This window comes from Sphingobacteruim zhuxiongii (genome assembly GCF_009557615.1).
GTDB lineage: Bacteria > Bacteroidota > Bacteroidia > Sphingobacteriales > Sphingobacteriaceae > Sphingobacterium > Sphingobacterium zhuxiongii.
Genome location: NZ_CP045652.1, coordinates 3,196,133 through 3,216,123 on the forward strand (window position 1 = coordinate 3,196,133; position 19,991 = coordinate 3,216,123).

17 protein-coding genes are annotated in these 19,991 nt (G+C 39.3%); 7 read left to right on the forward strand and 10 right to left on the reverse strand.

Annotated elements, in window-relative coordinates; all coding sequences use genetic code 11:
- The first annotated feature begins 113 nt into the window (after positions 1 to 113).
- The 6 genes from purH to rimK all read left to right on the forward strand — a co-directional run bounded on the left by purH (position 114) and on the right by rimK (position 5,682).
- Positions 114 to 1,640 (forward strand): bifunctional phosphoribosylaminoimidazolecarboxamide formyltransferase/IMP cyclohydrolase, encoded by a 1,527-nt coding sequence (gene purH / locus GFH32_RS13500; protein ID WP_153512090.1) that lies wholly within the window; start codon positions 114 to 116, stop codon positions 1,638 to 1,640.
- Positions 1,641 to 1,928: 288 nt separating this feature from the next.
- Positions 1,929 to 2,501, forward strand: coding sequence for a hypothetical protein (locus GFH32_RS13505; RefSeq protein WP_153512091.1), 573 nt, complete (start codon positions 1,929 to 1,931; stop codon positions 2,499 to 2,501).
- Between the two features lie 8 nt (positions 2,502 to 2,509).
- Entirely contained in the window at positions 2,510 to 2,998 is a 489-nt protein-coding gene (locus tag GFH32_RS13510) for a DNA-deoxyinosine glycosylase (RefSeq protein ID WP_153512092.1), read from the forward strand.
- 89 nt (positions 2,999 to 3,087) lie between these two features.
- Positions 3,088 to 4,266, forward strand: a complete 1,179-nt coding sequence (locus GFH32_RS13515) for an AIR synthase related protein (protein ID WP_153512093.1) — start codon at positions 3,088 to 3,090, stop codon at positions 4,264 to 4,266.
- 7 nt (positions 4,267 to 4,273) lie between these two features.
- Positions 4,274 to 4,705 carry an ATP-dependent zinc protease family protein gene (locus tag GFH32_RS13520; protein ID WP_153512094.1) on the forward strand — a complete coding sequence of 144 codons (432 nt, stop codon included), beginning with the start codon at positions 4,274 to 4,276 and terminating at the stop codon, positions 4,703 to 4,705.
- 41 nt (positions 4,706 to 4,746) lie between these two features.
- Positions 4,747 to 5,682 (forward strand): 30S ribosomal protein S6--L-glutamate ligase, encoded by a 936-nt coding sequence (gene rimK, locus GFH32_RS13525; RefSeq protein ID WP_153512095.1) that lies wholly within the window; start codon positions 4,747 to 4,749, stop codon positions 5,680 to 5,682.
- Positions 5,683 to 5,793: 111 nt separating this feature from the next.
- On the opposite strand, the gene GFH32_RS13530 is transcribed toward rimK, so the two are convergent.
- The 10 genes from GFH32_RS13530 to GFH32_RS13575 all read right to left on the reverse strand — a co-directional run bounded on the left by GFH32_RS13530 (position 5,794) and on the right by GFH32_RS13575 (position 19,056).
- Positions 5,794 to 8,451 (reverse strand): DUF3857 domain-containing protein, encoded by a 2,658-nt coding sequence (locus GFH32_RS13530; protein ID WP_153512096.1) that lies wholly within the window; start codon positions 8,449 to 8,451, stop codon positions 5,794 to 5,796.
- 118 nt (positions 8,452 to 8,569) lie between these two features.
- Positions 8,570 to 9,436, reverse strand: a complete 867-nt coding sequence (locus GFH32_RS13535; protein WP_153512097.1) for a glycerophosphodiester phosphodiesterase family protein — start codon at positions 9,434 to 9,436, stop codon at positions 8,570 to 8,572.
- Positions 9,437 to 9,458: 22 nt separating this feature from the next.
- Complete coding sequence (locus tag GFH32_RS13540) at positions 9,459 to 10,055, reverse strand: histidine phosphatase family protein (RefSeq protein WP_153512098.1); 597 nt, start codon at positions 10,053 to 10,055, stop codon at positions 9,459 to 9,461.
- Positions 10,056 to 11,489, reverse strand: a complete 1,434-nt coding sequence (locus GFH32_RS13545) for an FGGY-family carbohydrate kinase (protein ID WP_153512099.1) — start codon at positions 11,487 to 11,489, stop codon at positions 10,056 to 10,058.
- Between the two features lies 1 nt (position 11,490).
- Positions 11,491 to 12,939 (reverse strand): FGGY-family carbohydrate kinase, encoded by a 1,449-nt coding sequence (locus tag GFH32_RS13550; RefSeq protein WP_153512100.1) that lies wholly within the window; start codon positions 12,937 to 12,939, stop codon positions 11,491 to 11,493.
- A 2-nt stretch (positions 12,940 to 12,941) separates the two neighbouring features.
- Positions 12,942 to 13,952 (reverse strand): NAD(P)-dependent oxidoreductase, encoded by a 1,011-nt coding sequence (locus tag GFH32_RS13555; RefSeq protein ID WP_153512101.1) that lies wholly within the window; start codon positions 13,950 to 13,952, stop codon positions 12,942 to 12,944.
- A gap of 30 nt (positions 13,953 to 13,982) precedes the next feature.
- Positions 13,983 to 15,215: an MFS transporter gene (locus GFH32_RS13560; RefSeq protein WP_202111267.1), complete on the reverse strand. Its 1,233-nt coding sequence runs from the start codon at positions 15,213 to 15,215 to the stop codon at positions 13,983 to 13,985.
- Positions 15,216 to 15,417: 202 nt separating this feature from the next.
- Positions 15,418 to 16,350: an endonuclease/exonuclease/phosphatase family protein gene (locus tag GFH32_RS13565; protein ID WP_228384143.1), complete on the reverse strand. Its 933-nt coding sequence runs from the start codon at positions 16,348 to 16,350 to the stop codon at positions 15,418 to 15,420.
- A gap of 8 nt (positions 16,351 to 16,358) precedes the next feature.
- The gene (locus tag GFH32_RS13570; protein ID WP_153512102.1) at positions 16,359 to 17,753 is read right to left on the reverse strand and encodes an FAD-dependent oxidoreductase; all 1,395 of its coding nucleotides are present in this window, start codon (positions 17,751 to 17,753) and stop codon (positions 16,359 to 16,361) included.
- A gap of 34 nt (positions 17,754 to 17,787) precedes the next feature.
- Complete coding sequence (locus GFH32_RS13575) at positions 17,788 to 19,056, reverse strand: MFS transporter (protein ID WP_153512103.1); 1,269 nt, start codon at positions 19,054 to 19,056, stop codon at positions 17,788 to 17,790.
- A 151-nt stretch (positions 19,057 to 19,207) separates the two neighbouring features.
- Between GFH32_RS13575 and GFH32_RS13580 the strand changes: the two genes are divergently transcribed.
- A complete protein-coding gene (locus GFH32_RS13580; RefSeq protein ID WP_153512104.1) occupies positions 19,208 to 19,972 on the forward strand; it encodes a DeoR/GlpR family DNA-binding transcription regulator in 765 nt (254 codons plus the stop codon).
- The last annotated feature ends 19 nt before the right edge of the window (positions 19,973 to 19,991 follow it).

Consider the following 19,991-nt stretch of genomic DNA (forward strand, 5'->3'; position numbering starts at 1 on the left):
ACAACTAAGTTAAAAATATGCTTGACGATTTTATAGCCCCTAGCGAATAATTCGATATTAATCCACAAATAGTCTTTATAAATTTTTATCTTTGCGGCTCCAAACAAAATACAATGAATCATCCTGTTAAGATAAAAAATGCATTGGTTTCAGTTTACTACAAAGATAACCTTGCGCCCCTAATTCAGTTATTACATAAATACGGTGTTACATTCTACTCTACTGGTGGTACAGAAGCGTTTATTCGCGACTTAGATATCCCTGTAGAACGTGTTGAGGATCTAACAGGCTATCCTTCAATATTAGGAGGTCGTGTAAAAACATTACACCCGAAAGTATTTGGTGGAATTTTATCGCGTCGCCCTCTAGCGGACGACAAAGAACAGTTAACACAATACGAAATTCCAGAAATTGATTTAGTCATTGTTGACTTATACCCATTTGAAGAAACAGTTGCTTCAGGAGCTCCTGAACAAGATATTATTGAGAAAATCGACATTGGTGGTATTTCCTTAATCCGTGCAGCGGCAAAGAACTTCAATGATGTGGTTATTATCTCTTCAAAAAATGATTACCAAGAATTAGAAGAAATATTAAAGAATCAAGAGGGTACAACGACATTAGCACAGCGTAAGTCTTTTGCTAAACGTGCATTCAACACTTCTTCTCACTACGATACAGCGATCTTCAACTACTTTAACCTAGAAGAACCAATCGAAGTGTTCAAACAATCCGAGCAAAAATCGCAAACACTTCGTTACGGAGAAAACCCTCATCAAAAAGGTGTATTCTTTGGAAACTTAGATGCTATGTTCGATAAATTGAACGGTAAAGAATTATCATATAACAACTTGGTTGACGTTGATGCTGCAGTTGCTATAATCGATGAATTCCAAGAACCTACGTTTGCCATTTTAAAACATACAAATGCTTGTGGAGTTGCTTCTCGTAATACAATCAAAGAGGCTTGGTTAGCAGCACTAGCTTGCGACCCTGTTTCTGCTTTTGGCGGAGTTTTAATTTGCAATGCGGAAGTTGATAAAGAAACGGCAGAAGAAATAAACAATTTATTCTTCGAAGTACTAATCGCGCCTTCTTATTCAGAAGATGCTTTACAAGTATTGACTGCAAAGAAAAACCGCATTATTCTTCGTCGTAAAGAGGTAAGCTTACCAACGCAACTATTCAAGACCTTATTGAATGGAGTTATTCTTCAAGATAAAGACAATACGGTAGAAGGTCCTGCAGAAATGACGGCAGTAACGACTGTTCAACCAACTGCTGAACAATTGAACGATCTTTATTTCGCAAATAAAATTGTAAAACATACCAAATCGAACACAATTGTATTCGCAAAAGACGGTACTTTAATCGCTTCGGGTGTCGGACAAACTTCACGCGTTGATGCATTGAAACAGGCTATTGAAAAGGCACAATCTTTCGGTTTTGATATAAAAGGTAGCGTTATGGCTTCCGATGCCTTCTTCCCTTTCCCTGATTGTGTAGAAATCGCTGGTAATGCGGGTGTTGTTGCGGTATTGCAACCAGGTGGATCCATAAAAGATCAATTATCAATCGATATGGCGAATGAAAAAGGAGTTGCTATGGTAACAACTGGCGTAAGACATTTCAAACACTAATTTAACTATCACAGTTTAAATTTGAGATATTAGACCTAACCGGTCAAAAAAAGGGATGCGAAAGCATCCCTTTTTTTTGATGAATAGTTTAAAACTAGCATTTTCTCAGATTTTCAAATTACTAGTAATTGCGCTGTAAGGTAATTTAAGATATCATCACCGAATGAATAAGTGTTGTTGCAGCTATATCTTTTTTCAGCAAGAATTTATAGTCGGGCAAACTTGTTCTAGAATCACAAACGAAACATTCTTCAGCTAGCAACGTTATAAATGCAAAACAAGTCCGCTATGAAAACAAATCTATATCTTCTAATCACCCTATTGATTTTTACAGCATCCTGTCAACAGAGTAGGTCAAAGAATGAAGATAAGAATGAAAATAGTCATATCGACAGTGTAAAGATCGACCATCAGACTGTAGATACCATTCAAAGTATTCGTGATAACTACGATCGAATTCAGCAGCTAAGCGATTGGGATAAGATTGATTCCGCAGAGGTTTTAGGAGAATCTACGGAAGGTGGAATAGCTTATTTCTATTTTAAGAATCAACAGCTGGAGAAAATGGACATTAAATATTACGGCGAAGGAGGGTATACTAACGATTATTACTACTTTAAGAACAATAAAGTATCTTTTGTTCTGGAGGAGATCTACAGCTATAATGCGCATATGTATTCGCCCGAGTTTGATTACGCTAAAACGCAAAAAGCGGAGGAATTTCGATTCTATTATTACGATGGTGTTTTTGTTAAAGGATTACCAGAGCAAAGCGATCCACAATGGAAAGCAGAACTCGCAGATCGAGCAACTGTTTTGATCCAACAAATGGAAAAAATTAGTAAAATGAAAAGATATTAATCGTTTCCATGGAAATAAAGTCATCCTTCCCTCCCATAATCGCTTCTTCAGCTCGATTACTGATCTTAGGAAGTCTGCCTGGCGACTTGTCAATTCAGCAACAGCAATACTATGGGCATCCTCAGAATAGATTTTGGAAACTGATGTATCATCTATTCGCCGAAAACTTCAGTACGAATTATAGCGACAGGAAACGACTGCTAGTAGCTAATCATATTGCATTGTGGGACGTATGCGCGTCTGCTATTCGCCCAGGAAGTATGGATTCGGACATCTCGTCTGTAGAAGTTAATAATTTACCTCAGCTTTTACAGGAGTACCCAGCGATCAAACATGTTTTCTTCAATGGTCAGAAAGCATTAGCACTACACGACAAGCTATTAAAGCGTGCTGAAGGAATTAACTACATTGGGCTACCTAGCACTAGCCCTGCCAATGCGCGGTTTAACCTAGCGCTTCTTAGCGAGCACTGGAAGCAAATTCTAGAAGTGAAGTAAGCCCTTATTCTATTGAATTGGATTTTAAGGAATTTGCTCACGAAAAACTTTCGCAATAATCAAGAGGTTTGCTTATTTTTGCAAGCAAGATGTCAGATTTAAAATACAACCAAAGAGGTGTATCCGCTGGTAAAGAGGATGTGCACAATGCAATTAAAAACATTGATAAAGGATTATTCCCAAAAGCTTTCTGTAAAATTATCCCTGATATATTGGGTGCAGATGAAGCTTGGTGTAATATTATGCACGCCGATGGAGCAGGTACGAAATCATCATTAGCATACGTTTATTGGAAAGAAACTGGAGACATCTCCGTTTGGCGTGGCATTGCCCAAGACGCTATTATCATGAACGTTGATGATTTACTTTGTGTTGGAGCAATCGACAATATCTTATTATCTTCTACAATTGGTAGAAATAAGAACCTTATTCCGGGTGAAGTTATTGCGGAAATTATAAATGGTACGGAAGAAATTCTTGCCGAATTGCGTGAGCTAGGCATGGGAATTTACTCTACTGGCGGTGAAACTGCTGATGTTGGCGATTTAGTAAGAACAATTATCGTGGACAGCACCGTTACATGTCGAATGAAACGTGAAGACGTCATTTCGAATCATCGTATTCAAGGCGGAAATGTCATTGTAGGATTAGCGTCTTATGGACAAGCAACTTACGAGAAAGAATACAATGGCGGGATGGGATCCAATGGATTGACATCTGCTCGTCATGATGTATTCAGTAAATATATCGCGGAAAAATACCCTGAGAGTTTTGATCCAGCGGTTCCTTATGATTTAGTATTTGCTGGCGGAAGAGCTTTGACAGATAAAATAAAAGTGGAGTCTGGAGAGGAAATTACGGCAGGCAAACTTGTATTATCTGCTACACGTACGTATGCTCCAGTTATAAAACAAATTTTAGACAAGTACCGTTCACAAATCGATGGTATGGTTCATTGTTCTGGTGGTGCCCAAACGAAAGTATTGCACTTCGTCGACAATGTACATGTGATTAAGGATAACCTATTCCCTATCCCACCATTATTTGAATTAATCCAAAAAGAATCCAATACGGATTGGCAGGAAATGTATAAAGTATTCAATATGGGTCATCGTATGGAGCTTTATGTACCAGAAGAAATCGCTGCCGACATTATCCAAATTTCAGAATCGTTTGGTATTCCAGCACAAGTTATTGGACGCGTAGAAGCGGCTGAAAATAAGAAAGTGACAATTCGCTCTCCATACGGAGAATTTATTTACGAATAAATTTGAGGTGGACAGCAAAAAGATTATAGGTAGAACAGAAATCATAGATTTACCCGAGTTGGGTCTTTATGATATTGAGGCTAAAATAGATACGGGAGCCGAAACCTCTGTTCTACACTGTGAACAGATGGAGGTGGTTAACAAGAAAGGTCATCTTTATGTGATTGGACATATCCGTCCTAACTTAGAGAGCGAAAAAGTCTTGAAGCTTACCTTCCCTGTACATCGGGAAAGAACGATAAAAAGTTCTTTCGGACAGTCGGAGATTCGTTATATATTCCTAACCAAGATCAGAATGTTCAATGAGCTGTACGATATTAAACTCTCCTTTCGTGACAGATCATCCATGTCCTACCCCATGCTTTTAGGGCGTAATTTTATTACTAGAAAATTCTTAGTGGATGTCTCTAAGAAAAATCTAGCATCCAATTTGATATAAAACATTAGAGCCCGTTTATTCGTTATAGAAAAAAGAAGAAAGTGAAGATAGCTATATTATCGACAAATAAGTCAATTTACTCAACCCGACGCTTGGTTGAGGCGGCCGTATCGCGTGGGCATGAATGTTCGGTGATCGACCACAGTAAGTGTTATGTTGGCATACAGCAAGGGAAACCCTCTATTCACTATAAGGGACAAGATATCGCAGAAATTGACGCTATTGTACCTAGAATTGGATCTTCTGTTACATTTTATGGTTCTGCCATCGTACGTCAATTTGAAGTAATGGGTGTGATTTCGGCTAATCCAAGTCAAGCGATTACGCGTTCTCGCGATAAGCTACGTTGCATGCAGATTCTTTCTGGTGCAGGCTTAGGCCTTCCGATTACAGGATTTGCAAGAACAGCTTCCGATGTAGACGACCTAATCAACATGGTTGGTGGCGCTCCGCTAGTAATTAAATTGTTGGAGGGAACACAAGGAATCGGTGTTGTATTAGCGGAAACGAAAAAAGCAGCATCTTCTGTTATTGAAGCTTTTTACGGATTGGGAAATAACATTCTTATTCAGGAATATATCAAAGAAGCTAAAGGGACTGATATACGCGCTTTTGTCGTTGATGGCAAAGTTGTGGGAGCAATGAAACGCACAGCGAAGGAGGGCGAATTTCGTTCCAATTTACATCGTGGCGGTACTGCAGAGGTTATTAAATTGACCCGCAAAGAAAAAGAAACTGCTATCGCGGCAGCTACAGCGATGGGGCTTACCGTTGCCGGTGTTGATATGCTTCCTTCATCGCGCGGACCATTAATATTGGAAGTTAACTCCTCGCCAGGCTTGGAAGGTATTGAACAAGCAACAGGTAAAGATATTGCTAGTGAGATTATCAAATACCTAGAAAGGCAGCATGAGCAAAAGCAACTTGCAAAACCGACAACAACCAGAACGAAGATTAAGAAACAAAGTAATCTGTAATTAAGTATTAGAAATTTCTAACATCTAGTATGGATTTATAAAACAAAAAAGCCAAGATTTCAATCTTGGCTTTTTTGTTTTTCAATAAGAACTATTATTCGCAATAGGCTCTTAGAGCTCCTTAAACTCTTTTTCTGAATTATCCGCATTGTCAATTCGCTCGCCATCATTTTCCGAGTTTTCCGTCACCGAAATGCTGTTCTGATATTCGATTTCAGCAGCTGGAGATCGGACAACAAATGTCCCCCTCACCCTTTGCGAACGTGCAACATAAATTAGCCAAATAATCGACGTAATGATTCCGCCGACCATTCTAGAACTTTCTTCATTATCGATCAGTTCGGCAGGCAATAAAGTTTCAGAAGCGATTAAATCAACGATTACAAACCCTAAGAGAACGGTTCTGACAATGAAGAAGCTTTGCGGAAACAAGTCCCTTTTTTGAAAAAACAGATAGGCTATTGAGGGTAAAACAATCAAAGCGCCCAATTGAAAAAAAGTTTCAAATACAAAGATCATGCGTATGGCAATCTTCGAATTTTGGTCATAATATTCTGCGGAATTCCAGAAAGAAGTGTACAAGTAAGAATCGGGCGTAAATACTATAATTACCTGAACTATTATCGAAACAATTAATGCTAATCCAAGAAACACTAACCAACCGCCGATAGTATCATAACTTGCTTCTCGATTCATCGCAAACCTTGACAGGGGTTTTGATGGCAGATATTTTTTGATAAACCACCAGTAATAGATGGAACCGATAATTAAAAGTAAACAGAAGAGAATCCAGTTGAAATTTCCAAGACCACCTTCAGTAAGAATCAAACTACCTTGATCATCCACATAGAAAGATTGCATGGCATCATTAATAATTTTATTATAATCGTTATAATATGCCTTGGCGCGATCCGTAGGAATATAGGGGGATGCAATATCGAAATTATAGGAAACAATTAAAGTGTCTTTATGCGTATAAACATTCCTAAGGAAAGAATAATCGATTCCATTGACAATGTCATGTGCCGAATAGTTTGATAATTTCTTCTCATCAGGATTGACCACTTTAATACTGTGCATTACCTGCAGCGGGTAATCCAACGCAACGGGATTGTTAATGTCTTCATCGATAGCCGGTAGGCGTTCGAAAATACTCCTACTATAGGAAGGTATCAAAACTTTATTGGTTACCTCATCGCGATGCCCCACTTCGGTGAGATCATAGGTTTCATACACAGTAAACACGTTATCCGCTAAATTATCTTCGGTTCGGATCTTTTCTTTCGTCTTAACTGCTTTGTAGATATTTTTATAATATGATTCGTACTCTTCCTTGATTTGATTTTTTCCATTGGATTTAAAGTAAGATCGAACTTGATCAGCATGTCCTCCATAGTTGACAGTCTTCACTGTTAGTATTGCTTTATTATTCGATAGCAACTTTAGCACATCGAATATTTCAATTTTTTTAAAATGCTGAGCGGCGTCGGCATCCACAAGCTCTTTTGGAGATGCAAGATTTAACAATTCGCCATAATATGGGAAATACTTGCTTTCCAGTTTCCCCCCTTGATTAGTAGAAGTAGCATCGACATAAGTGTATAGCCCTTTTCTTTTTAAGGCGACAACCATGTGATTAAAAGCATAGGGAGAGGGTAATTGATTTTTAACTTTTGACCGCTGATAGGTATTGGCCAATACGGTAGTTGCATCGATCCCCTTCGCACGCAAAATCGATACTAACAGAACCGATTTATCTTTACAGTCGCCATAACGCTGATTAAATACCTTGTCGGCTGCATGGGCACGATGCGAATGTTGCCCAACTTCGATACCCATATATCGAATCTTATTTTGCACGAAGTCGATCGCCTTTTCGGCATATAAATCTTTATCTCGCTTAGACTCTTGCCATAAACTTTCAACGAATTTCCCAAATTCTGTGGACAGATTAATTTCCTGAATAGGATTCGCTCGTTTTGCCCATTCTCCTACTTCAGCCCAACTGGCATATTCTGAACATTCAATGTACATGTTGGGATCATACCAAGATGGCGCGAAATTACTGTATGATACAGTCTTCTTCGATGCATGCTCCCAGTAATAACTAGTAGATTCTCCCAGTTTAATCGTTTTTTCTGCCGGAGCCTTATTGAAGGTTTTAAACTTTATCTTCCGGCTATTTGGAATTAAATAATTCACATGAACTAACCCAACGGGTTCATAAGACTCCAAGGTGTAGGAGTCTGCAAATTTATTTTCAAAGACAGGGTTAAATCCAATGGTTGAGTAAGCAATGACTAGCTTATCATCTTTTCTTAGATCATCAATAATTAGATAGGCCGTATGATTACCATTGTATATTAGTCTTGATAATTCAGACTCGTTGGCTAACAAACGAAACTTCGAAATATCAAGCTTATTAAGCTCTTTGCCTTCACGAATTACTTTTATCTCGTGTATAACAAGCTTTTGATAGCTGGGATCAAAATTAATGGATACTTGCCCCGTATTCTCAATACCTGAATCTTCAAAAATTACCTTAATTGATTTGTTGTAAATAGATTTCTCACTCAGGTTGACTTGATAATCAACAAGTTCAAAGTAATATCCCAATGAAATATCATCGAGATCAACCTTAGCAGGAACGCCAGTAATTTGACGAATCCAAGTTGGAGTTGGCGCGCTGGAAAGATTAGGTTGTGCAGCTTCCACTCCTGTTAAAAACAACGTTAAGAAGCCCAATAAGAGGGTTAAAAACAATTTCATTAGGGTTAATAATTTAGCATCGAATATAACGAAATTTACAGATTAGTATAGGGTATAATAAAATAAAAAATGCCCTTCAAGAGGGCATTTTTTATTTCATAAATTCTATGTAATCTTCCTATTGAATGGCTTTACTAACTTCGATTGGTAAGTCTGACTCCAAAATAGAGGCACCATCAGCAAATACTGCTCTAAATTTTTCTGCACGTTCACCAACTGTTGGTAATTTATCAAAAGTAGGTGCCGACGAAATCATACACATGACGCCCTTCTCGTGAAAAAATTTATACATAGCTTGATTAGAAGATTTTATATCAGGCCCGATATACACAATCATACGATTGAACGGCAATCCAGATTGTACAAATTTCTCTAAATCCTGTTGAGTCCTAATATGCATCGACATATATTGCTTTGGATTCTTATCTAAATAGAACTTTGCCTGTTCTACATTATGAACAGTCACCCATACCCAAGGATATGCATCATGCTTCTTGATTATCTCGGCGGTCATTTCCATAGGTAAATCTTTCTTATCCAGATTTAATATAGTTTTTCCCTTCGCCCACTTAATCATCTCATCCAATGTATTAATCTTGTATTTTGTGGCTTCACCTTGTTTATCCTTAAGCTTTAGTTTTTTAAGCTCTTTCCACGTGAAATCAGCGACTTTTCCTGTTCCCGTAGTCGTGCGATCTAAAGTAGCATCATGAACCATCACTGGAATGCTATCTTTAGACAATCGAGGATCGATTTCAAATATGGCAATACTGTGTTGCAACACCGCTTTCATTGAGGGAATAGAGTTCTCGGGCATCTTGTTTTCGATCGTACCACGATGACCTGAGATCACTTTCTTTCCAGGAGCATACTCGAAATATGAATACATCTCCTCCGTCGTCTTGAAATTAAGTTTGTGAAGCTTTTGAGCAGATACTTGTAAAGACACTAACAAGATAGCACTGGCGATAAATAGTTTTTTCATTAGGATTTAGTTGACTATGAAATTAAGCATTTAGCTTTAACAAATTAAAACCTTTATGTTTATCTAATGTTATCAACGTTAATGCGGAATTCTCCTGTACAATCTTTCTATAATTTTTCAATGGCATGCCCAATTGATTAGACATAAATAAGCGGTTCACGCCATTATGTCCAACAACTAAAACAGTCTTTCCATCATACTTTTCAAGTAATTCATTGTAAAAACTACTTAAGCGCTCGATCACTTGCGTAGCAGTCTCCCCTGTCCGTCCGGCAGCGTGCTCTTCTGGATTGGACAGCCAATTTTCCCAAGATGCTGGATCTTCAGCGATAAACTCTTCAGAACGCTTTCCTTCCCAATTTCCAAAATCCACTTCGATCAAGCGTTCATCTGTTTGAACTCTTGATTCATCACCGGATGCAATTGCCGCCGTATTTCTCGCCCGCTTCAATGGCGAAGAAAAAATGTAATCGAAAGAATAATCCTTGAGCAATTCGTTCATACGATTCGCTTGTTGAATTCCCTTGTCAGTTAATTCAATATCTGTTCGACCGCAATACTTATTTCCGTCTGCATTAAATGCAGTCTCGCCATGTCTTAATAGACAGATTGTAATCATCTATATATAATTTAAATCGCTTAATTTTTGTTTAAATGCTCGGTATTGAGTTTCATATGCCGAGACTAAGTCTGAGTTCGGCAGGACTTCTTTTTCAATTTGTGTCATAGCCGATGCTGCTTCAATTAGCGAGCTATAAAACGTATTTGATGCCGCCATTATTGCTGCTCCAAATGCTCCGCTAGCCTCCTTGCATTTGTATATCGGAACATTCAGTACCGATGCCCTAGTCTGCAACCAAATATCAGAATTACTACCTCCACCAGCAGAATAGACTGCTTCGACTTTTTCCGAAGATAGATCTTCAATGATCTCATAAGCTAAACGCTCGATAAAAGCGACTCCCTCAAGTCCGGCAGTGAATTGCGCCGCCTGAGACACTCCTTCGGGATAAAACCCACGCGCTTGAGCCGCCATTATAGGATATCGCTCGCCTTCTTGCTTTAATGGCCAGGCAAGTAATCCTGTAGGGACCAACTGCTCCGCTTCTTCATTTAATGCCTGAAGATTATCAGCAAAGTCTAAAGAAATCCAGTCTGCACCTGTATTGCTTGCTCCACCTGGCATCCAATAACCTTCTGGATGACGGTGACTATATAAACGTCCAAGGGGATCAACAACATTAGACTTTGTCACTCCTTTGATAACTAAGGTCGTACCTATCGTTGTATTCCAATTCCCCGGTTTAACTGCTCCTGACGCCATTTGTGTTGCACAACCGTCTGTCATTCCCACGACGATTGCAATCTGTGGAATTCCCCAAGTTGACGCTAATTCAGCGTCCAGCTCCCCAACTATTGTTCCGGAAGGCACCACCTCTTGTAAGCATGAACGCTTTATACCAAGCTCCTTTATGACATATGCTGGCCATTCTAATTTCTCTAAGTCATAAGCAGATTTCAGTACATTCGTGTAATCCGTCGTTTTATAATTAGAACTAAACTTTCCTACGATATAGTCTGATGCGTGAACCCAAAGTTCAATATCTTCGGCTTTTTCAGGATACGTTTCCTGAAACCAGACCATTTTAGATATTCCTGAAGAAGCGTTAAAGCCTGTATACCCCTCTTTCACATATTTCGTTGCCACTTCTTTACAACGCTTCCCTTGCTCAGCGGAACGTGGGTCACTATACATGATTGCATTATGCAAAGGGTCGTAATTTTTATCTAGCGGTATAACGGTTCCTGAAGTTGAAGTCACCGACAATGCTTGAATGCACGATCTATCGATCGAGGAAGGAAGAGAGGCAATTAAATCCGTCATCATTTCTTTGCAGTCTTTCCACCATAATTCAGGAGATTGCTCTTCTCGAAAACAATCGTCTAATTCGAATTTTCTAGCATCAGATGCAATCAGTTTCCCTTCTTGGTTAACTAAAACAATCCTCGCCCCCTGCGTTCCCACATCTACTCCAAAAAAATAATTGTTCATCCTATCCTTGTACTTGTTTAAATGTTTTTCGTGCGTTCTTCCACTCTAAATAAAGTCTTTCAAACTCTTCGTGATTCTGTGGATGAATTTCTTCTAATAATTCTGGGCTAATATTACGAACATGTAATGCATCGTTACATACGAATACGCCTCCTAATACCGATGCTTGACGGAATGTATCTCGAATTCTAATACTCTTTCCGAATAAATTCGCTATGAATTGGCGTAATTTTCGGCTTTCTACACCTCCCCCGCATGCCCAGATATAGGATTCAGTATGCTCCGAAACAGCGCATAAAAACTTGTAGTTTTCATAGATACTGCACGCGATATCCCATAAAATAGCGAATACAAAGCTTCCGCGAGTTAATTGATGTGATACGGGAGCATTGAAGATAAAGCCTCCTTTAGTCAAAGGGACCTCTTCATCTGCAATCAATGAACCCAAAGAGGCAACACATTGTGAATATGTCGCATCCTCTAATTCGCGCTCAATAACATCGTATCCTTCATTTGGATAAAAAATCTCTTTTAAGCGTTGATAATTCAACCCTGTTACACCAGCGTTCGCTTCCAAAATAAAGTTGTGCTCATCGATATGACGACTTGTCCAAGTTCGTTGGTCTTCATCTTTCTCGTAGTTGTCTACGATTTTTATTATTGGTGTTGTTGTACCAGATACAATCACGACGTCATTTGCGGAAGGATCCATACTGCGGATTGCCAATTGCGTATCACCACCACCGACAACTATTGCTGAATTACGATCAATTCCTAAAGTCTTAGCGACCTCTGGAAGTATTGTTCCAAGTACAGTGGTCGCATCTTTTAGTTCTGGCAATATATGCGATGGCAAACTGAATAATTCCAGTAAAGTGTTGCTCCATGCCTTCTGCTCTACGTCATATAATAATGTTTCCGATGCCTGTGAATGTTCGTAGCAGGTCACTCCTGAAAACTTATATTGAATCCAGTCGCTAATGCTCATAAAACAATCTATTTTCTTAAATAGATCCGGATACACTTCGCGTACACCGACCAATTTGAAGGCTGAAAACAATGAAGTTGGATAACGTCCAGATAGGTTATAGACGGTATCTTTATCCAATAAGTCTTTCTCCCATTTACGGCCACGATGATCTATATTTGGCATACCAAGAAGGGAATTCCCTTCGGCATCAATAATGACAATTCCTTCGCGCTGACTTGTGGCAGTAATCGCGTTTATCTTCACTTCTCCAGCTTCAGCTAATGCCTCTTTCGTAAGGTGCAATATCTGACCCCACAACTCATCTGGTTTAAAGTAAATGGATTCTTCGTAGTTTGCATCCGTCTCATAATGTACGTTCTCTCGCTTGATGCTAAGGATTTCACCTGTTGGAGTCGCAACTCCAACACGCGCATTACCTGTACCGATATCTACAACTAAATAGGCTTCTCTTGCTGCCATAATTATCCGATCTGTATCTTTTCTAAAACTGCTTTATTGACCAATTGCTTAATGGATTTATTCCCATTAATAAAAAACTCACGAAGATTATTGTTCATGATAAAGGCATGATGATCTTCTACTTCATGCGTCGCTCCTGCAATATGCGGAGTTGCAATGACATTCTTATTTAAAATCATCTTGTAATCGATTTCATCGGGTGGTTCATTGTAGAAAACGTCTAAGACAGCTCCTCTAATTTTACCATTTTCAATAATATCCAATAGATCATCACGATCAACTACTGTTGCTCGCGCTGTATTGACAAAAACAGCATCAGCTTTCATTAACGACAGGTATTTCTTATCGATCATTCCTTTCGTTTCTGGCGTTACTGGCAAATGAATACCAACAACATCACATTCTGCGAAAAGCTCTGTTAATTCCACCTTCTTAAAGGTCGTATTCTCATCTGTATAATAGGGGTCGAAATAGTAAATCTCACAAGGGAAATTCACCAACATACGCGCAATATGCTGCCCTACCGCACCAAATCCGACCATACCAACGCGTTTTCCCGCTAGCTCATTTCCTTTAAATTGCAGATATGAAGTATGAGCACCTTCACCCCAGTTTTTACCTTCTAACCAGTTAATACCAGGAATCGTATTACGCAATAAGGTGATCACATTAGCGATAAACATCTCAGCGACTGCTTGCGCATTTCTGGCAGGTGTGTTAAACACTGGAATTCCCAGTTCGGTAGCGACAGTTAAATCAATGTTTGAAGGTGTACCACGACAAATTCCAACGAACTTTAAGTCAGGATTTGCACGTAATACTTCTGCAGTAATTTCATCATGTTCAGAAATCAATGCATCAACTCCAGTTTCTTTTATCAGTGCATCTAGTTCTGTAGGGTTATATGCACGTCCATGAGGTTTCCATGAACGGTAAACAACTTCATCAAAAAGGCCTTCCAACTCTTTCAAAGCTTTCTCATTCTCGTAAGGCGCTGTAAGTAATACTTTCATATTTATTCTATATTATTCTAAACTAATTTTTTAATTCTCTAACTCTACTTCTTTTGGAATGGAAATAAATTTGGTAAGGACTGCACTTACAAGATAAAGTCCCGCTAATACCCAAATAACTCCGGCACTTCCAATGGTGCTTATTAATAATCCGACAATCGCCGGACCGACAAACACAGGCAATCCAGCTCCTAAATTTAAGATGGCCATAGCTGCCCCTTTATCTTCTTTAACTAAAGAAGGAACAAGTGCTGACAATGGAACATAGCCTGCTAACAATGCCCCCCACGCGATACCTGCGGCCATTACTGCCCAGTAACTTCCGTCAAACCATATCGGTGAGTAATAAAATAATACCGTCGTGATTGCACAGCCTACGCCACCAAACCACATTATCGTATTCTGCCAACCTAAGCGATCGCCTATAAAGCCGAAGATTAAATTAAATATGATATTGCTCGTGAAAATAGTTCCCCAGATTTGTAACCATTCTTTCGTATCAAAACCATGCTCTGCCATGTAAATCGGTAAGAATACAGGAAAAGCAAATTGTGCTGTCGTATTGATGACACGTACTATACCTCCAATAAAGACTTTAGGTTCTTTTTTAACAATAGTTAACCCATTGATAAGCTCCTGCATTTTGGAGCCTTTAGAAGCTTTGGTTTCAAACTTATCCCGGTTCAGCACTAATGCAAAGAAAGCACCTACTAAGACCCACAGAATCGAACTCCAAAGGGTATTTTCATATCCCCAACGTTCTAATGCCCAACTGGAATAATATGCTCCCAATACATTTAATCCTCCTGTAAAAACAAACCAAAACCAACCAACAGCTCTTCCCAAAGTATCTTGAGGCGCTTTGTAGGTGATCCAGACCATAAATGAATAGGCAAATAAAGGATACCCAAACCCGCGAATAGCATAGAATAATAGCATTGAACTGTAATCTAATTTTGCCATTCCCAGACCAACGAAACCAATCGTACCGATGATATAAAGCAAAAGCCCCATTAACATCGCTTTTCTTGGTCCATAGCTTTCGGCAAGAACGCCAGAAAACCATGATGATATTGCAATAGTTATCCCATATACGGTAAACAGTAGAGATGATTGTTCTATACTCATCCCATGCTCAACAAGGTAAGGACTTAGCCAGCCTTGTTCAACTCCGTCACCCATCATGAAAATAAGAATACCTAAATATCCCCACTTCAACTTACTAGGAATACCTAGCCTGTTCATTAAATTGTCTTGCGCCATTGTGGTTTAGTGTTATAATTGGTTGATGTAAATATCAAATCTAAAATAAATAAAATTTAACAAAATAAAATATATTAAAAGCAATTAAGCCTAAAAAAAGGAAAAGACTGCTTGTCAGCTTGCTTTTCCAATTTTGTATTTTAAAAATTATAGATAAAAAAAGCCTTTTAGGACCTTCTTCACATCAATCCATACGTCTATCCTAGGTATAAAGGACGTCGGCAGAAAGAAACCAATGATCACTCGGAACGACACCTTTCCACAGATCTTTAATGATATGGGATTTATTGGCGGTTAATGGACCTTTAACAAAAATGAAGTCTATCTTTTTCGCTCGCGCGTTTCGCTCGCTATCATCAGGACGGAAAGCATTGGTTGTACCTTCCGGTTTCGCATCGCCGTTGCTTAATACGTAAGTATCCTTCCAACCCGCATCAATGATTTCAGGATACAAACCAGCGGCATATCCATTATTAAAATCACCTGTCATAATCTGAGGGAAATCTGCTTCATACTGAGCCGATTCTGCTAACACTAGCTTAATCTGCCCTAACTTTGCTTCATTGCTGACATGATCTAAGTGCAAGTTTATTAAACGTATTTCGCGCTTAGTTTTTTTATCCAACAACCTCACCCAACTACAATTTCTTGCTCTAGCACTACCCCAGGATATACTACCGGCAATAAGTGGTGTTTCCGACAACCAGTAGCCACCAGCGGTGATCAATTCAAAACGTTTCTTCGAAAATAAAATTGGATTCTTAGCAATGCCATGATATCCCTCCTTGAAACGATCCATCTCTGGACCATCAAATCCAAAAGCAAAGTAATCACTCAACTCACGCTTTAGATCAAGAAACTGGTTCTTTAAAACTTCTTGAAAACCGATAAGATCTGCTTTTTGATTTTTGATCACTTGTAGACAAGCCTCTCTTCGATGCTGCCATCCTAAGCCTTTCGCACTATCTTCAGGTAAATCGACACGAATATTACAGGTTAATACACGAACACTGAGATTTTTATCGGTTTTTTCAGCAGAGAACCCCTTAGCCGAACCCAAGATTGGCAAGCTAGCTAATAAACCAGCTTGCTTTAAAAATTTCCTCCTTGAAGAGTTATAGAAATCGCTCATCATCTTATTTATTAAGCGTTTTGTGTTGATTCTTCACTCAAATAAGCGCCAGCGCTTACCAATTCTGCACGTAGTTCTTCAACATTAACGTCTGCTGGAGTAACTCCATGACGAACTGCCAATTTAGCCGCACGTCCTGCAGCCTCTCCCATCGCCATACAAGGGGCCATCACGCGAATCGCTGACATTGCCTCATGTGTAGTCGAAATTGAACGACCAGCTACTAATAAATTTTTAACGCGTTTAGGAACCAATGAACGATATGGAATATCATAGCTATCACCACACCATGTCAATGTACACCCACCACCCTCAGGATGATGAATATCCAATGGATAACTCGCAACGGCAACGGCATCTTCAAAACGACGACAGCCTAAAATATCATCTGCCGTCATCACATAATTTCCTACAATACGACGAGTTTCGCGGATTCCCAAGAACGGTGCCATCTTTGTGAAATGTGAATCCTCAAATCCAGGAACGTATTCCTTTAAATAACGTTGAATTTCTTCCACTTGCTTACGCCCCTCAATCTCTCCAAAAGTAAGACTCTCTGGATTTGTACCATCAACACCATTAATACGCGACATATTCACCCAAACCTCTCCTTCACGCAATCCAGTAATTAAAATAGTACGCTCTACTGGTAAATGGTATCCCGCCGCTCTAGCTTTTTCCATTACACTTCGTAAACCAACAACTATGAACTGATTGTTTTGTCCAAAGTATTCAGCAGGAATAAAATCGGTTAAATATGTTCTAGGTTCTTCGGCAATTGACATACGTAGTTTATCAGTATCTACATTCGCCATACAGAACATCAAGGTTGGTGGTTGTGCTCCACCGACGTCATTTCCTTGCTCGCATTCAACTCCAGCTTTAAAAGCAACATCCGCATCTCCAGTACAATCAATTACTGTCTTTGCTAATATCACTTCGCGACCCGATTTGCTCTCAATAATAACCCCTTTCAGCTGATCACCTTCCATAACAACGCCTGCTGAAAAGACATATAGCAATACCTTTACGCCGGACTCCTCTAATACTTTTAGTCCAACATTCTTAACCGCTTCCGGTTCTACTAATGTCAAACTCATGTGTAGAGGACATGGACGATGCTCTGATGCGGCATCCACTTCTTTCAAACGTTCAATAAATCGTTGTGGTAATCCTTTAATAATCTGATTCCCCTTTTGACCTAAAAAGCCAAGAATAGGCAATCCGATAGTCATATTTCCGCCAACAAAGCTGCGATTATCAATTAATGCAACTTTTAATCCGTCGGAAGCAGCGGCTTGAGCAGCGATAATACCTGCTGGACCTCCACCAACTACCAATACATCAACTTCCATGCGCACCGGCGTTTCTCTCGCTGGCTCGTGAATAGTCTTTACTTCTCCCATGTCAAATTATTATTATAGTATTTTTATATTTTAATTACGCGCTTATAATTACCGATTCCTCATTCGGCTTTTCTTTTTTCACCATCGTCCAGAGAATCAAAACAGCTACAGGATGCATAAAAGCCATAGCAATAAATATGGTACCTGCCCCAAGAGATCCCATTAATTGTCCGACGAAATAGTTAAATAAAACAGCTCCTAATGCTCCAAATCCTCCAGCAATTCCTAAAACTGAAGCAACATTCTTTACAGGGAATGCCTCTGCGATCACAACGCTCACAGTAAACAACCAACTTAGACATGCAACAGCTACTAACGCAAAGATTGCGATCGTTATATACGGATTACTTACGTAAGCTGTCAAACAACATAATGGCGCTAGTACTGCTATAGTGCTCAACATGATTTTACGCGCCAACAAAGGCTCTTTTCCTTTACGAACCATTTTATCGGACCAAGCGGAAGTAGCAATAGCACCTACATCAGCAACTAAAAATGGAATCCAACCGAACATCCCGATTTTTGCAAGCGTCAAACCACTTTCCTCTTGTAAATAACCTGGCAACCAGAATAAACAGAAATACCAAACGGGGTCACTCACAAAACGAATCAATAAAATACCCCAAAGCGACTTTCTTGACCATAACTGCCCCCACGTAAAAGAACGCTCTTCAACTTGATCCACTGTCGTACCAGCAGCCTCAGCACGAATCTCTGCGGGTGGCTCGGTATATATTAAGAACCAAAGCAAGGCTATGATAAAGCCTACTACCCCAGCGACGATAAATACAGTATGAAAATTATACTGCATAGCTAACCAAGCAACCAGTGGCGGAGCGATAATCGCTCCAATGGAGCTTCCAGCAATACATAGACTATTCGCTGTCGCGCGAAGTTTGCCAGAAAACCAAACTGTAACAACCTTTAACTGTGCGGGAAAATTTGTAGGTTCCGCTGCCCCGAGCATCCCTCTAAAGAATAAAAATGATCCAAAGGTTCTCGAAAATCCGCCTCCTAAACAAGCAATAGACCAACCTAAAATACCACCCAACATGACTTTACGCTCACCAAATCTGTCTACTAACCAACCGGATACAGGATACATCAATGCATAAAATACAGTAAAGACATTAAGTACTAAAGCGTAACCATCATCTCCTAAATCAAACTCTTCTTTCAGCATCGGTTTCAATATCGAAACGATCTGACGATCATAATAATTGAAGACGATAGCTAGAAAAATTACGAATATGATAAACCAACGGCGTTTTTTAGCTGGAATCGGCAGTATAAATTTTGACATAAGGTAAATATGGTTATTGCTGAATCTTAATCTAACAATCCAAATGTAGAAAAAAAGATTATTAATGAAAGCTTTTTAAATAAAAAAAAAGAATTCCAGAAATAGTAAAAGTCATTTATATTTGTTAAACTATTAACTGATACGATGAATTATGAGGAATATTACCGATAGACACGAATTCATTCTACGAAGCTTAAAAGAGAAAGGAAAGATCACAATCGACTGGCTTTGCGAAACGATGAAAGTTTCCAGCGTAACGATCCGAAAAGATTTAAAGCTACTAGAAGAGAAAAATCTCTTATTCCGCATCAAAGGCGGCGCCTCTAACAGCAACCCTTATGCGATCGACCGTCCAATTCTGGTAAAAGAAACAATCAACAACGACGAGAAACAACGTATTGCTCAAGCTGCGTTAAAGCTGATCAAAAACAACGACTCCATTATGATTGGATCTGGCACGACGGTATTTGCGTTTGCCAAAAACCTAGAAACTACACAGGGGCTTACTGTGATTACACCTGCCCTAAAAGTAGGCTTAGAATTAAGCGGGAAGCCAAATATTGAGGTTTTACAGTTAGGCGGATTAATTCGCTCGAACAGCTCGTCTGTTGCAGGGCATTACGCGACACGAATTCTTGAGGAAATCAGTTGCGGCATCCTTTTCTTAGGAGCCGACGGTATTGATTTAGAATTTGGAATCTCCATATCCAACCTTCCAGAAGCAACCTTAAATCAAAAGATGTTACAAACATCACAGAAGGTAGCCATTCTTGCTGACAGCTCGAAATTTGGAAAAAGAGGACTTGGTAAGATCTGCGAACTTATAGACGTAGATTATATTATTACAGACCAAAAAGTATCGCCCGATACGGTCAAAGCAATCGAGGAATTAGGCATTAAAATAATTCTAGCCTAAGACATCTACCCACATTTTT